The organism is Ardenticatenales bacterium (genome assembly GCA_020634515.1).
Classification (GTDB): Bacteria; Chloroflexota; Anaerolineae; order Promineifilales; family Promineifilaceae; genus JAGVTM01.
Genome location: JACKBL010000004.1, coordinates 485,320 through 501,796, shown reverse-complemented (window position 1 = coordinate 501,796; position 16,477 = coordinate 485,320). Strand labels below are relative to the sequence as shown.

Genomic DNA, 16,477 nt, shown 5'->3' with positions numbered 1-16,477 from the left:
CTATGTCTACAAACACGATTGAAACGCAGGTCAGTCAGATTGAAAACTTCGAGCTTTTCTTGCTCAGTTTGCGCTACAAAGAAGGAAAGCTGGTGGAAGTAGAAGGGAACAAGCCGCTTCTGCTGGACAACCCCGCGACAGCCTGGGTCGTGTACACAGGCACGATAGACGTGTTCGCCGTCCCCGTTGCCAACGGCCACGTCACCGGCACACGCCGTCACCTCTTTCGCAGCGGCGTCGGGCAGGTTCTCTTTGGTCTGGACATGCCCAGAGACACGGGAACTGAGTGGGGATTGCTGGTCAGCGGCACACCCGGCACACGTCTGCTGCAAATGCCACGCACGCGCCTCTGGCAGTTGGCAACCAGCCTGGAATACAGCAACCTGGTAAGCGCCATGCTCAATGATTGGGTCATTGGCCTTTCCCTGGGCATTGTCAAAGGGATCGTTCCCAAAGAATATGTCTTGCTCGAAACAGACGAAGAAGCAAGAGAAGTCCATCTCACCGACGAACAGGTAGCCCTGCCCAAGAAGGGCGTGTTGTGGGTTAAATGCCTGGAAGGACAGGTGCAGTTGATGGACAGGCCAGAATTGGGTTGGGTAAATGGCGATAGTTTCCTCCCCCTGACCAGCCATACATGGCTGCGCCCAGAAGACGAAGTGCGGCTACAGGTCATTGACACCGACACCTTCAGCCAACAGGACGACGGATGGCGAAGCCTGACCCATTTCCACAACCTTGTGCGCGAGGCGATCATTTACAATATCGGTGAAGAGGCGCTGGTCGAACGTAGGCGACTGGAAGAAAAAGCCACATCGCGCAAAACCATCATGGAAACGACACTGCGGCATCTGACCCTGCCTCTGACGCAAGATTACGCCGCCTTGCCCGCGGCTGTCGCCGGAGATACGCAGGAAGCCATTTTGACCGCCTGCCAGTTGGTGGGCAAAGCGATGAACCTGGACATCCAGCCCCACCCCAGAGCCGCCCGCGGCCAACCTCCCGAGATTGCGCTCAAATACATCGTCAAGGCGTCCCGCTTGCGTATGCGCGAGGTGGGGCTGCGCGACGAATGGTGGCGCACCGACAGTGGACCTTTGCTGGCGCTCACCCGCGGGCAGCGCCCCGTTGCCCTGCTGCCGACCTCCGCCCGCGGCTATGATCTGGTGGACCCGGCGGAGAACACGCGCACGCCGGTCACTCGTGAAGTAGCGGACACCCTCTCGCCAATCGCCTTTTCCTTTTATCGGCCATTCCCTAACCGCCCGCTGGCTCTGAAAGACCTGGTCAAACTGGGTTTTCAGCACAGCCGCCGCGACCTGGTATCCGTTTTCGTGCTGGGCTTGAGCATGTCTCTGTTGGCGCTGGTGACGCCCATCGCTACAGGACGCATTTTCAACGAATACATCCCAGAAGCTAACGTGAGCAATCTGGTACAGGTTGGCATTGGTCTTCTGATGTTGGCGCTGACTGTCGGCATTTTTCAGATCGCCAGGGGCGTGGCGATCCTGAGAGTACAAAGCAAAATGGATGCAGTGTTGCAAGCGGCGATCTGGGATCGTTTGCTCAGCCTGCCTACGGATTTCTTTCATCGTTATTCGGCGGGTGATCTGGGAACCCGGGCGATGGGTCTCAGCGACATCCGACGCATGTTGTCCGGCTACATTTTGACCATCATTCTAAACACGCTTTTTTCGGTCACGAATCTGGTTCTTCTGTTTTTCTATTCGACGCAGTTGGCGTTGATTGGTATTCTGCTGGTTTTGGTGGCCTTGGGGGTGACGTTGATTGCCGGCATCTACAACGTGCGCTCACAACGGGCATTGCAGGAAATTCAGGGCAAAGTTGCCGGCACAGTCCTACAACTCCTCACCGGCGTCATCAAATTTCGCGTCGCCGGGGCCGAACATCACGCCTTCTCCCTCTGGTCCAAAGGATTCGTCGAACAGAAACGACGCTACTACAAAGGACGGACCATCACCAACAATCTCGCCGCCTACAACGCCGCCTACCCCCTGATCACCTCCCTCGTCATCTTCGCCATGGTCGGGCTTTCCAGCCAGTCCACCCTCAACACAGGCAACTTTCTGGCCTTCAATCTGGCCTTTATCCAATTCTTCAATGCCTGGTTCATGTTGGGGGCCATCTTGGTACACGTCCTGGGCATTATTCCCACCTACGAGCGTATGCAGCCCATCCTGCAAGCCATGCCCGAGGTGGACGAAAGCAAGCGCGATCCCGGCGAACTGACGGGCGAAATCGAAGTCAATCACGTTTCGTTCCGCTACAAGGCTGATGGCCCCATGGTGCTGAAAGACGTCTCCATGCACATCAAGCCGGGTGAATTCGTGGCCCTGGTAGGCCCTTCCGGTTCCGGGAAGTCCACCATGCTGCGCATGTTGCTAGGCTTTGCCCAACCCGAGTCCGGCGGTATCTATTACGACAACCAGGATCTGTCTGACCTGGATTTGCAGGAGGTGCGTCGTCAAGTAGGCGTCGTGCTGCAAAACGCAACATTGATGCCCGGCGACATCTACACCAACCTGATCGGCTCGGCGCCCAATCTGACAATCGAAGATGCCTGGGAAGCCACGCGCATGGCCGGCATTGAAGAGGACATCAGCCAACTGCCTATGGGTATGCACACCGTCGTCAGTGAACGGGGCGGCAATTTCTCCGGCGGGCAGCGGCAGCGACTCCTCATTGCCCGCGCCATGATCAACAAGCCCCGCGTGTTGTTCTTTGATGAAGCCACCAGCGCCCTGGATAACCGGACCCAGGACATCGTCAGCCGCAGCCTGGAAGGGCTGAAAGCTACCCGTGTGGTCATTGCGCATCGTCTCAGCACAATTATCAACGCCGACCGCATCTACGTGTTCGACAAAGGGGAGATTATTCAGACCGGCTCCTACGCCGAATTAATGCGGCAGCCCGGACCGTTTGCCGAACTGGCCCGCCGGCAAATCGTCTAAGAATTGTCACGAGTCCCCTATCTTCTCCTTCGTGTTCTTTTCCGTTTCATATAGTATCTGCCTTATACCGGACCGGATCAAAGCAGTGCCGGCATCCGACGAAGTGCGCCACGCTTGTTGGAATAGCAAGACCGCGCCTGAACGGGTGTGTCGGATTTATTTACCAAGGAACCATGATGTCCGTGACGAGTCAAAACACAAAATCTTTGCCCCACCACCTGATTTCCATGCCCGGCGGAGAGTGGGCTTTATGGCGGTGGACCGGGCTGCGGGGGACAGGCTTCCCTACCGACGGCCTCCTGGCCCTGGCTGACGCCCGAACAAGGGAAGCCGCCGATGCCGTTCTGGCGACCGATACAGAAGTAGACCAGGCATCTACGCTGACCCTGTCATTGGTCAACAAAGCCCTGGACGATCTGCGGGACGCGGGCGAATGGGAAAACGACGCCCGGCGCGAACCGCTGCTCACCGCTCTACGTAGCCTGAAAAAAGGGCGACTGCCCACAGCGCCAGCGGACGCCGAAGTTGCGTCCGCTCTGGATGCCCTGCAAGCAGCTATCGCCCGGCAGGAGCGCGCCCAGGAGGCTTATCACCGCGCGTTTGCCGCCGGGCTTGAGCGTATCTCGGAAGCGATCCGCCAGGTTCCTGCCGATCCCCATTTTCGTGAGGCCGTGACCTGGCAAAATCGGAAGGCCTTACACAGCGGTATCCTGAATCTGTTGAATGATGATGGCACGGGGCAGCGCAACAAGAAACAACGCCAGCAAGAAGAATTGATCGCCAATTATCTCCAGCGATACTGCGCCAAGAATGACACGATAGGCTTCTTCGGTCCGGTGGGATGGGCCAGATGGGGCGATGAGGGGGAAACGATCACGGCGGAACCGGGACGTGATCTATTGGAGAAACGGGCAGTCTACTTTGAAGGCTGGTGCATTGATACGTTGGCGCAAACAATCGGCCAGAACAAAGCCTTGCGTCCCTGGATGAATCCGCGCCGCCTGCCCTTTTTTGATCTGGAAGGTAATCTGCTGCTGGCTCCCTCGCGCCCACCAATGTGGCTTTCCCCAAGCACCGCCGCCGTTCTGCAAGCCTGCGACGGACAACATACCGCGCGGCAACTGGCTCAGGAGTTATTGCAACGGAACATAAAGGGTCTCCAAAGCGAGGAGGATGTCTGGGCGACGTTGGAAGAGCTGCGGCAAAAGAAGCTGATTGTGTGGGAATTTGAGATTCCATTGGAACCTTTTCCCGAACGTCGATTGCGCCGACTGTTAGGGCAAATTGAGGATGAGGCACTGCGACAGTCGGCGCTGGCGGCGTTGGATGAACTGGAAGAAGCGCGTGATGGGGTAGCGGCGGCGGCTGGCGATCCTTTCGAGCTAGATCGTGCGCTGGGTTACCTGGAAACGACCTTTAGCCGCCTGACGTCTACCGCGCCCACGCGCGCCCACGGGCAGATTTATAGCGGACGCACGCTCGTTTATGAGGATTGTCGGCGGGATGTGCGGTTGGATTTAGGCCCGGAGCTTTTGCAATCTTTGGGACCGCCGTTGTCTTTGCTGTTGACGAGTGCGCGTTGGTTTGCGTATCAGGTCGCCGAACGCATACGGGACATGTTTTGGACGGTGTATACGGAAATGAGCGCGGAAAGGGGAAAAAACGTCATCAGTGCGTTTGATTTTGCGGCTCGGGTTCAACCACACCTGATGGAAAAAGAGACGTCGGCTTCGAGTGTGGTCAGCAGGCTTTATCAGCAAAAGTGGGCGGAGGTTCTGGGAATGCCGGCACAAACCAACCGCGTCCACTATGACAGCCAGACAATTCGCCCGGCCATCCTGGCCGCGTTCGACGCCCCCCACAGCGGCTGGGACTATGCCCGCTACCACAGCCCCGACGTTATGATCGTCGCCGACAGTCTGGAAGCTATTCAGCGCGGCGATTACCAACTGGTATTGGGCGAAATTCACGCAACCCTGAACACGCTCGGCGCCGCTTTCTGGCTGGCGCAGCACCCTTCGCCACAAGACTTCTTCCAGGCCATCACCAGTGATTTATCCGGCACCCACCTGACCTATGCTATCCCCAAAAACTGGCCCTTTATGACGACGCGCACCCACCGCGCCCTTCTGCCAGACCACAGCTACTTTCTGGCATTTGGCCGGGACCCCATTGCCGCGGATCCATCCCAAATCGTCCCAATCGGCACGATGGTGATCACCGAAGACAATGGTCGCCTGATTCTGCAATCTCGAGATGGACAGTTGCGGTTTGACCTTCTGGAAGCCTTTACCCTGACGCTTACCTATTTATTGGACGGTATCTCGGATCCCTTCGAGGCAACAAGGCGTGATGGCTACATGCCGCGCATAACCATAGACAATCTCGTCGTGGCGCGTGAGTCCTGGCAAATCCACGTGGGCGATGCCCCTTTTGCCAACATCAAAGATGAGGAAACACGTTTTCTCGAAGCACGGCGATGGGCACAGGCGAGGGGAATACCCCGTTTTGCTTTTGGGCGGGTATCCGTGGAACGAAAACCCTTCTACGTGGATTTCGACAGCCCCGTCTACGTCAATATCATGGCGAAAATGATTCGCCGCGTGGCTCAAGATGAAAAGGCCGACCCCATTTTTACCATTGCGGAAATGCTGCCCCGTCTCGACCAAACCTGGTTAATCGATGCCAAAGGCCAACGCTACACAAGCGAACTCCGCCTGGTAGCGCTGGACATCAACGGGCAGACAACCTCACCGTGACGGACGCGCTGCCCTGCTCCCCCACCATCGGGCGCAAAAAAGAGATTTGCCGCCGTCAAGACATCTGAATGGGCGATGAAACAAGATGTGCATTGCATCGCCCGTTTGAAGGAACGGTAAGGAAATGACTTCGTCATCTCATTTGATTTCCGTTCCTTAGGGCGCGTCCACAAATAAACGGCGACGTCGTTGGCTGCGCTTGATAGGTTGCCGCTATTCCCAGCGAAACGTGCGTACGGCCACCACCACACTGATTGCAAATACACCAACCAGCACCGCCAGGGCAACCATATTCCACCCCGCGCCAAACCACAAATCTCGGATCAGGTTGACGACGTGAGTCAGGGGCAGGAAATCGCCCACCCGTCTGACGGCAGGAGGGAAGAGTTCCCGCGGCAAAGCGCCGCCCGCCAGAAACAACATCGGGAAGAAAATAGCCATGCCCACGGCCTGGGCTGTTCGTGGCGTACCGACCAGCCCGGCCAGGAGAAAGCCAACGGCGAAAAAGCTAACACTGCCGATGATGATGCCTACAATGACCGGGAAAAGGGTGCTGGGTAGTTGGAGATGATAAACAGCTATACCCAAAACGGCCAGCAAGATCACACCCACGGCCATCATGAGCAGATTGACCAACACCTGCGCGCCCAAGACCACGGTTGGCCGCAACGGGGTCGCGCTGAATCGGCGTAGAACACCCTGTTCACGATAGGTTGCAAGGCTGATAGGCAGGCCGATCATGCCCAGTGTGCCAATAATCATGCCAATGTAGCCAGGGACGGAGACGTCCACAGTGCCCCTACCGCCAAAATCGGCGACAGGTTCATTGCCAAAAATGCTGCCAAAGATGAATAAGATAATCAGAGGAAAGGCAAAGGTGAAGAAGAACCCAACGGGTTGACGCACAAAGAGCTTGATTTCGATCCATGTCATTTTGAGAAAGGCGCGCACGGATTTATTTCCTCCAGATGATGCCGGCATATACCTATTCAGGCGCGACGTGTCAGGAAAACGCATGACATCTTGAGCCGGTGAACAGCCACGCCATTAACTTTTAACCCTTTCGCAGACCACGATTCTCGTGGTTCGTGTCACTCACGCCAGCGCAGGGAACCCACCGGGGCACTGCTGCTAGTTTCTGATGTCGTTGCCGGTCAAGGCCAGGAAGACATCTTCCAAATTGGCCCGGTCGGCGTGCAAGTCGTCCGGGGCAATGCCAAACTCCGCCAACCTGGCGGCCACATGCGCCAACAAAGCGCCATCCCCATATACAACCACATCATTGCCCGACTGCGTGACGCGGCTGACGCTGGGCACTGTCTCCAACATAGACACTTGGAACTGGCCGTTGGCGGTAAAACGTACGCGGTTTTCCCCTTGCACCTGCCGAATCAAGGCCTGAGGCGTGTCCAGGGCCACAATGCGCCCTTTGTCCACAATCGCCAATCGATCACACAAGTTTTCCGCCTCATCCATGAAATGCGTAACCAAAACGACCGTCTTCCCCCGCTCCCGCACCGCGCGTACCAGTTCCCAGGTGTGTCTGCGGGCCTGCGGGTCCAGGCCCGTTGTCAATTCATCCAGAAAGACCACTTGGGGATCGTTTACCAACGCCAATGCAATAAAAACACGCTGCTTTTGCCCGCCAGAAAGGCGGCCAAATGCGGTATTGCGCTTCTCTTCCAGCCCCCACTCTTGCAGCAAGCCACGCCAATCCACGGACTTCTTGTAGAAAGAAGAAAACAGATCCAGTGCTTCCCAAACCTTCAAGCGATCGGGCAAGGAAGCTTGCTGGAGTTGGACCCCAATGACCTGGCGTAGTTCGTGTCCCTGACGCCGCGGATCGAAGCCCAGGACGCGCACGGAGCCGCTCGTTGGCTGGCGCAACCCCATTATCATCTCCACAGTCGTGGTTTTGCCGGCACCATTCGGCCCCAAAATCCCAAAAATCTCCCCTTTGTGGACAGTAAAGGAAATATCCTGAACTGCAACGTTTGAACCATACACCTTACGTAAATGCTCAGCCTGTACAACCGATTCCATACAACCCATCCTCAAGTGTTAACGATGATCATCGTCTTGTTTTCCAACGCCCCATCACCCCATCAGTTTGGTTCTGTGGGCCGAGGTGAGGTATTTTGTAGACCAGCGGCAGCCAGACTTTCCATCGCCTGGTCAAAGATCCGCGTTGCCTCTTCATACTCGCCGACAGCCGTGTAGAACCTCACCAGATCGGACTGAGCTTGAGCGATCCGTGGAAAGTCCTGCTGGTTAATAACCCATTGCCACGCCTGTCGAATGTTTTCCAACTCAATGCGAATAGCCGCAAGGAAATGACTCTCCTCCCCACTCGCGAACCTTTCTATCTGCCGATGGAGCAAGTCCAGGTAATAGCGGCTATGACGCATGTACTGCATTTTGGGAGCCAGATTGGAATGCTGCTGCAGATTCTCAACACCAAAACGCCGAAACAATTCCGGTATCTCAAAACGACCAGATTGACCGGTTGTCAGATGAGATTGTCGTTGCTTCTCGGGTATGACGTTGTGCAGCAAGGACTTGGTTTGTAGCACCAATAGCACAGATGGTGCTGCCCGGGCTATTACCTGAGCAGCTTCCACGGTAAACCCACTCGGAAACACTGAGAGCCGGCAAAAAGCTTGCTGTTCTTGAGGGGAAAGTTGCCGCCAGGCAGAAAGAAAAACAGCAATCATACTACGTTGCTGTTGGGGAAGATTATGGATCGGACTTGTCAGGAAGTCAAGATTTCTGTTAATTTGCAGCACAATTTGTGGAAGCGAAAAAATGTTTATCCAGGAAGCCGCCAATTGCAAAGCCAGGGGCAATCCCCCCGAAAGCCGGCACAACTGAATGGCAGCCTGCCGGTCCGCGGGCGTGTCCAGTGAAAAATCAGGGGCCAATCGCCGCGCACATTCAATGAAGAAACGAACGGCGCTAAATTGCTCAACCTGTTCCACATCAGCCTCCACGGGACAGTCCAGGCCTCTCACCATCAGTACCGTTTCTCCCCGCAATTTTAGCCACTCCCGCGAGGTCACCAAAATGCTCAAATTGGGCGCTAATTGCAAGAGGCGCAACAAAAAAGACGCCTGTCCAATCAGGTTGTCGAAATGGTCGAGAACCAGTAGCAACTCCCTGCTTCGCAGCCAGGCCCACGGGTGACTGGGCATGACAACGCGCTCTGCCAGAGGAATAGGTAGCGTAGATGCAATAATCTCCTGTAGTTGACCCGGTTTGGCTTGATTCAGGTTAACGAAAAAAACACCGTCCTTAAAATGGGGGGTCTCCATCCAGGCGGCTTGAAGAGCCAGAGATGTTTTACCGCTTCCACCCGGCCCGGTGAGCGTTAGGAGACGACTATCAGAGGTCGCCAATCGCTCCGCGATGTAGGTCAGTTCTGCTTCATAGCCAATAAAAGGTACAATTGAGGATGGTAGATTGTGCGGCGGCATGGGAGTCACGTCTTGCCAGGTGTTGCCGGCAATTTGCTTATACAAATCCAGCGTCTTCCGTGGTGGAGAAACACCCAACTCTTTAGACAACAACTTACGATACCGCTCATAATGAATCAGGGCGGCGTTGCGCCTGTCATTAGCCACCAGGGCCTGCATCAGTTGATGATGGCCCACGTCAATTAGAGAATCCAGCGCCAACTGACGCTGCGCCAGGGCAATCGCCTTGGCAGGATTGTGGCAGCGAAGATGATGGTCCGTCAGTTCCGACAAAGCCTCAAGAACCTGCAAATGAGCACGTTCTCGCTTAATCATCATCCACTCTTCAAAAGGCGCACTTTCGACCCCAAAATTAGCCAAGAACTCCCCTCGATACAAGTCCACGGCATCCTGCAAGCGCTTCATGCAAACCGGGCAAGCGCCCAGCCGCCGATGATGGTGGCGTCGAACAATTTCCAGATGCTCGTTGAAGGCCGCATAATCAAGAAAAAAAGCAGCTTGCGAATTGAAACTGATTGTTTTGGCCGTCACTTCCAGAAAAGGTGTCTTATTTTGATTTTCTCGCAAAACCCGCCGCAACGCGGCAAGGGCCTGTCGCAAATTTTGCAGACCACTCTGAGCAGGCAGGTCTGGCCAGAGAAGATATGTCAGCGCTGTGCGATCATGAACAGTCGAAGCCTCAACAACCAGGTAGAAGAGCAACGCGCGTACCCGATCAAAATGAAAATGGGTGACAGATTGCTCATTAAGACTCATTTGTGGTGGTCCGAGAAGAGATAAGTTCAAAAACATAGCCATACGCTCACGTTTTGCTCACACCAGGGAGATATAATAACCTCAAGCTGTCAACAAGCAATGTAGTCAACAACACAATCATGTTGGTCTTACAAGCCAGGGTCAAGATTGCGACTTACTTGCAAGTATATTTTGCTCACTTGTAGGTAGCAAACTGTGAGGCTATCCCGCGGCATCACGATCTGGCACGAAACCTTCGCTTTTCCACAAGGAAGTGAAGCAGATAACCTGGTGAGTAAGAGAGAAGAGTGCTTGTAGACTCTGCCCGTTTTCTCCACCCCCCATATATTTAAGAGGAGTTTTTGTTATGTTTGAGACCCCCGAAGCAAAGTCAGATTTTCTCCAGCGGTATGCCAATGTTGTGGCTATGAGCTGGGCCGATGAAGATTTTCTCCATCGCCTGGTGAAAGAGCCGGTCGTTGTCCTGCGTGAGGCGGGCATCGGCATCAATGAAGATGCGCGCGTCAATGTGATCACGATCGAATCCAAGGATTCTGGCCGCGGCGCTATCGAAGACCAGATTGAACTGTGGGAAAAAGGCGCCCAGACCGGCTCCTATGATCTCCTGGTCGCCATGAAGCCGGAAGGCTGGTCCCCTGAAAATATCGAACTGGCGGATTCCCAGTTGATGGCCGTCGCCGGTGGTTTGGAAGAAGCTGCCGGGATCGATATTTCTTGCTGCTGCTGCACCCCCTGCTGCTGCTGCACGTGATTCTCTTTTTCGTCTAAACAAACCACCCTTCGAGGTGGTTTTCTTTGCGGTCAGTTCTGTAGAAATGCCCTCTCTTTAGAGGGCAATTCTGCTCTTATGCACTGGTGATTTATGGCTGGAAATCGACCAACCGCAGCGGCCAACTATGCTCTATGGGGTGGGGCGGGGCTAGTCCTGGTAGGTCTAATCTTCTTAGTGCGCAATCTGACATCCTTCACCTTTGATCGATGGTGGGCTTTGCTTATCCTTGTCCCCGCCGTGATCATGATGGTTAATGCCTGGCGCCTGCGCACCAATGCGAATCGTTGGACCCGCTCCGCACGTCGCATGGTGCTGACAAGTGTCTGGATCGCCGCGGCTGCCTTTATCTTTCTGTTCGGCCTGGAATGGGCGAAAATGTGGCCGCTTTTCCTCATTTTTGTGGGGCTGTGGGCCTTCCTCAACGCCATTTTGCCTACGTGACCATCTCAAAACAACCCGCTGTTTTGCAGGGACAAAGGTCATTTCAAGCGCATCCGACAACTTCACTATTTTTCGAATGCGCCCTAAGGAGTAATCATGCCGCTTGATCCAATGCAGCCAGTCATCAAAGTGGGTTTAGTTCAAATTGGAGAGCTGACTTGGACACGCCGCCAGAGGCAACAATGGTTTATGAAGAACGGGATTCCCGTTCTGAAACCTAGCTTTACTCCCCCTGCATCTCTGGTCTATTTACCTTACTCGGTTGGTTTATTACAGGCCTATACGCAAAAGTACAGCCCCCAGCCGGAACGCTATGAATTTTTGCTGCCGATATATCGTCCAATGCCGGCAGATGAAGCCGCGGAACAATTGCGTGGGGCGCATATCGTCGGATTCAGCGCCTATATTTGGAACATCCGGCTATCCTTGGCCATAGCCCAGGCCCTTAAACGTCAACAGCCCGATACCATCATCATATTTGGCGGCCCACAAGTCCCGGATAACGCGGAACAGTTCTTACGCGAGAATCCCTTTGTGGACCTGGTTTGCCACGGTGAAGGCGAACAGGTATTCCTTTCCGTTTTAGAAAGCCTACCAGCACGTTCATGGGAGTCCATTCCTTCAATCAGTTATCTTCAAGAAGATGGGAGCTTTGTAACCCATACACGCATCAATCGCTTGAAGGATCTGTCCGTTATTCCGTCCCCTTACCTGGAAGGCGTGTTCGATCCCTTGATGGCCGCCAATCCACAGCACCGCTGGCTAGTCATGTGGGAAACAAATCGAGGATGCCCCTTTTCCTGCTCCTTCTGCGACTGGGGATCCGCGGTCGCCAGCAAAGTCTATCGTTTTGACATGGAGCGCCTAAAGGCGGAAATAGAGTGGTTTGCCCAACGTGGCATCAATCATGTCTTTGTCTGCGACGCCAATTTTGGCATTTTGCCGCGCGACCTGGAACTTGCTGAATATCTGGTAGAAGCCAGTCGCAGATACAACAATTACCTGGCCGTTAGTGTCCAAAACGCCAAAAATGCTACTGAACGGACCTACAAGATACAGAAAACGCTCTCCCAAATCATCTCAGCCGGCGTAACGCTTTCGATGCAGTCCCTTGATTCGCTGACGCTGGGAAATATCAAGCGAGACAATATATCACTGGATTCATTCCGCGAATTGCAGCGCCGTTATACGCGCGATGGCATTGACACGTATACGGACATTATTCTAGGTCTTCCTGGTGAAACGTACGATACTTTCGCTAATGGCATTGCCCAGGTCTTGCAGAATGGTCAGCACAACCGAATCGCATTCTACAACTGTTCGCTATTGCCCAATGCGGAAATGGGCGATCCGGCCTACCAAAAACGTCATGGCGTCGTTCACGTGCCCGTTCCCATCATTCACGAGTATGACAGCCTTGAACGAAACGCGCAGACGGAAGTCCAGGAGTACATCAACACTGTTGTAGCGACCAATACCATGCCACCGGACATATGGCGGCAGGCCAAAGTCTTGAGCTGGATGGTAGAACTACTGCATTTCAATCGGCTATTGCAGATTCCATTCGTAATCTTAAATGGCGTGTACAACGTTTCCTATCGTGATTTGCTGGAAGCCTTCATTGCGATCAACGACGATGAACATCCCACATTAGCCAAAATCAAGGCGATGTTTGCCGCCAGAGCTGCCGCAAATCAGTCAGGTGAGCCGGAATACATGCCGGAAGAGCGATGGTTAAATATCTGGTGGCCGATGCACCAATATGCCTTCATATGGCTGGCAATGGAGAACAAGCTAGACGCTTTCTATGAGGAAGCCGAAGGCATCTTGAAGCGTTTGATGGAAGCCCGGACGGAACCGTACGATCCGCTGGTGCTGCAAGAGGCGCTGACATTGAATCGCAATTTGATCCGTTTGCCTTTTATATTCAGGGACATGAGCCTGACACTTTCCTACGACATTTGGGACTATTGTCAAAAGGTACTCCACGGAGAAACCGCCATCCTGAATAAAGGGGATCACGTTCATGTCTTGGACCGGACCAGTACGGTTTGGCTTACCTGGGACAGTTGGTGTGAAGATATCGTTATGCGTGAATATCGACGAAGCGACTATCTCTACCCGGTGAAAAGCAAAACACCTGCGAGTATTCCCGCGTTAGAACCCGCGAGCATGTAAACTCCGAATCTACTTCTCGCAAGCAAGCGCAAAAGACCTGGCTCTTGTTGTCAAAAAGCCAGGTCTATTCATTTTTCATGCTATTCACGACTACCTTCTCGGAAGCTGTTATGTACCTCTGAGACCGAATGGTCACCATTTTTCCGCGAGTTGCCACAGACATTGGGAATTAATACCGCGGTCACTTGAATTTGATATAATCAGCAAACGCCGTCGAGAAGTCGTGATTGTTCGGATCGAGAGTTGCATCGCACATTCCTACTGAAAACGCTCTCTGGAGATTGGACCAATTTCATGTACTCAATGGACATTTTCACCAGAGAAAATTGGTCCAATCTGGCTTAGGAACGGAAATTAAATAGGACAACGACGTTGTTTCCTTCCCGTTCCTGCACACTGACGATGCACTTCCGTACTCTATTTCATCGTCAGTCCTTAGCAGTTACCTGAATTCTCAAAAATTGGCGATCAGAGCAGCATCCCTCGGTCTCTCCCTGCTCTTAAGGGATGGGCGGCACATTTAGAAATGCGAGATCTCCCCTTTGTCATGTTGTCTTTGGGCGACTATTCAGCCTCAAGGGTATGTGTACCAAGAGATCTTCCCGGAAACCTGATTTCAAGCCCAAAGCGTCTCGTCATTCAAGTCGTGGCGCATCAAAACAGTTTCCGGGAAGGTAGTCATGAATAGTTGCGTTTTTGACACAGTTTCTTCATGAGGTATCAGCAGATTGATAAGGCCTAGTTTCAAACAATGTTTTCACATGTCCGTCGTGGAACCAGATATGGTCTTTTTGTTGACCGAAACCGGCTACGATGTCTTAACCGGACGGGTCTACAAGCATCTGGCTCCCTTGCTAAATGGCCAACACACGCTTTCTGATTTGTTGGGACGTTTGGATGGTCAGGTTTCCATGGTGGAAGCTATGATGGCTATCAAGCAGTTGCAGGCCAGGGGATACCTGGTGGAAGCTGATGAATCCATACCCCCAGAGCAGGCGGCATTTTGGCAAACATTAGGGGTGGAAGCACAAACAGCCACCGAACGCCTGCATCAAACCTCCGTTGTTGTCAAAACATTTGGCGCGGCCAATGCTTCTCCTCTGATCACGGCGTTGTCGGGCATGGGCATCGCGGTGGAGCAAGGAAACGACAATGATGCCGCGCTCCGGAACGGGGGGAAGGACGCTTTCCTGGTGGCGGTCACGGATGACTACCTGCAACCGGGTCTGGAAGCGGTTAACCAGGAGATGTTGGCCGCGGGGCGGCCGTGGCTGCTGGTCAAACTGGTAGGAAATTTGATCTGGATCGGACCGCTGCTGCATCCGGGCGCAACAGGGTGCTGGGCCTGTATGGCGCACCGCATCCAGGGCAATCGCCAGGTGGAATCCTACGTACTGAACAAGATTGGGCAGGAAGGCCCCCTCCTTACTTCCCGCTCTGCTTTGGATTCCGCGGTGCAGATGGGGGCTAATCTGGCGGCGACGGAAATTGTCCGCTGGATTGTACAAGGCCCTCCCCCCCATTTACAGGGACAGTTGCTTACCTTTGATGTTTTGTCCGCGAAGACGCAGCAACACACATTAGTGCGCCGTCCACAATGCCCGGCTTGTGGCGACCCCACATTTCAAGCCCATTATCGTCAACCTAAAATCATTGAACTTAGCAGCGGCAAGAAGAAATTCATGGCTGACGGGGGACATCGCACATTGTTTCCCGAAGAGACGTTGGCACGGACACAGCATCATATTAGCCCAATTCTGGGCGTGGTTAGCTCTCTGGTGAACATGACGGGCGATACGAGCGGCATTGCTTACAGTTATGCGGCCGGACACAATTTTGCTTTACCGCGAGATGACATGGCCATGCTGCGGCGCAATTTGCGTGGGCGCAGTGGCGGCAAGGGTATGACGGACACGCAGGCAAAGGTCAGCGCGATTGGCGAAGCTATTGAGCGTTACTCTGGTGTTTATCGCCGCGAAGAGGTGGTGAGCATACGGAGCAGCTACCGAGAGTTGGCTCCCGATGCCCTTCACTTGCAGGACATATTATTGTTTAGCGAATCGCAGTATGCGAACCGGGATGCCTGGAATGCGCAGTGTACGACGAATTTCCATCTGGTTCCGAACCAATTTGACCAGAATGCGGTGATTGATTGGTCGCCGATATGGTCGCTGACAAAGCGTGCTTTTCGTTACGTACCCACGGTCTATTGCTATTATGGACATCCCGAACTATCGTATTTCTACTGCGGGTCGGATGCCAATGGCTGTGCAACCGGAAATACCATGGAAGAGGCGATCTTGCAGGGTTTTCTGGAGTTAGTGGAGCGAGATGGCGTGGCTTTGTGGTGGTACAACGCCATCCGCAGACCGGCTGTGGATGTGCTCAGCTTTGAGCTACCCTATTACAGCTTGCTGCAAGAATATTACCAGGCGCACCGGCGCAGTCTATGGGTATTGGACATCACGACGGACCTGGGGATTCCGATTTTTGCGGCTGTCTCGGCGCGGGTGGACCAGGCAGTACAAGACATCATCGTGGGTTTCGGGGCACATCTGGACGCGAAGATTGCCTTGCTACGTGCGCTAACGGAGGTAAACCAATTGTTGCCATCCGTTTCGCGTTCCAATCCTGATGGCAGTACGAAATACTTTGTCAACGATCAGGACACGATGGATTGGCTGATGCAGGCGACGATTGAGAAACAAAGTTATCTGGCTCCCGATGAGCGGCTGCCAATGAAGACGGCCGCTGATTATACGCGCCTGGACAGCAACGATTTGCGACAGGATGTGGAGACTTGTGTGGCAATTGCCGGCAATGCCGGCATGGAAACACTCGTATTAGACCAAACATTGCCCGATGTTGGAATGCAAGTGTGCCGCGTGATTGTACCCGGATTGCGTCATTTCTGGCGTCGCCTGGGACCAGGACGACTCTACGATGTGCCTGTAAAACTGGGATGGTTGGACGCTCCCATTCCCGAAACAGCGATGAATCCTTTTTCCATTTTCTTCTAAGGGTCTGTGCAAAATCAACTTTGGACTTTCCGACAGGCAGGAACCCTTCCCGCGCATCCGTCCTTTCCCGAGCGAAGCCTCTATTAACCGATGCGCCCTAAGGGTT

General features: G+C 53.9%; 9 protein-coding genes. 6 read left to right on the top strand and 3 right to left on the bottom strand.

Annotation, left to right across the window (positions count from 1 at the left end; translation table 11 throughout):
* Positions 1-2: 2 nt before the first annotated feature.
* Both H6650_13585 and H6650_13580 read left to right on the top strand, forming a co-directional pair.
* The gene (locus H6650_13585) at positions 3-2,972 is read left to right on the top strand and encodes an NHLP bacteriocin export ABC transporter permease/ATPase subunit (GenBank protein ID MCB8953035.1); all 2,970 of its coding nucleotides are present in this window, start codon (positions 3-5) and stop codon (positions 2,970-2,972) included.
* Positions 2,973-3,154: 182 nt separating this feature from the next.
* A complete protein-coding gene (locus H6650_13580) occupies positions 3,155-5,731 on the top strand; it encodes a lantibiotic dehydratase (protein MCB8953034.1) in 2,577 nt (858 codons plus the stop codon).
* A 213-nt stretch (positions 5,732-5,944) separates the two neighbouring features.
* Here H6650_13580 and H6650_13575 read toward each other — a convergent pair whose 3' ends face one another.
* From H6650_13575 to H6650_13565, 3 genes are all read right to left on the bottom strand, one after another.
* A complete protein-coding gene (locus H6650_13575; GenBank protein MCB8953033.1) occupies positions 5,945-6,712 on the bottom strand; it encodes an ABC transporter permease in 768 nt (255 codons plus the stop codon).
* 150 nt (positions 6,713-6,862) lie between these two features.
* Positions 6,863-7,774 carry an ABC transporter ATP-binding protein gene (locus tag H6650_13570; protein MCB8953032.1) on the bottom strand — a complete coding sequence of 304 codons (912 nt, stop codon included), beginning with the start codon at positions 7,772-7,774 and terminating at the stop codon, positions 6,863-6,865.
* A 62-nt stretch (positions 7,775-7,836) separates the two neighbouring features.
* A complete protein-coding gene (locus H6650_13565; GenBank protein ID MCB8953031.1) occupies positions 7,837-10,002 on the bottom strand; it encodes an NACHT domain-containing protein in 2,166 nt (721 codons plus the stop codon).
* Positions 10,003-10,306: 304 nt separating this feature from the next.
* On the opposite strand from H6650_13565, the gene H6650_13560 reads away from it, so the two are divergent.
* From H6650_13560 to H6650_13545, 4 genes are all read left to right on the top strand, one after another.
* The gene (locus H6650_13560; GenBank protein MCB8953030.1) at positions 10,307-10,711 is read left to right on the top strand and encodes a hypothetical protein; all 405 of its coding nucleotides are present in this window, start codon (positions 10,307-10,309) and stop codon (positions 10,709-10,711) included.
* Between the two features lie 195 nt (positions 10,712-10,906).
* Complete coding sequence (locus H6650_13555; GenBank protein ID MCB8953029.1) at positions 10,907-11,173, top strand: hypothetical protein; 267 nt, start codon at positions 10,907-10,909, stop codon at positions 11,171-11,173.
* A gap of 96 nt (positions 11,174-11,269) precedes the next feature.
* Entirely contained in the window at positions 11,270-13,351 is a 2,082-nt protein-coding gene (locus H6650_13550; protein ID MCB8953028.1) for a radical SAM protein, read from the top strand.
* A gap of 761 nt (positions 13,352-14,112) precedes the next feature.
* Positions 14,113-16,371, top strand: a complete 2,259-nt coding sequence (locus H6650_13545) for a TOMM precursor leader peptide-binding protein (protein MCB8953027.1) — start codon at positions 14,113-14,115, stop codon at positions 16,369-16,371.
* Positions 16,372-16,477: the final 106 nt, after the last annotated feature.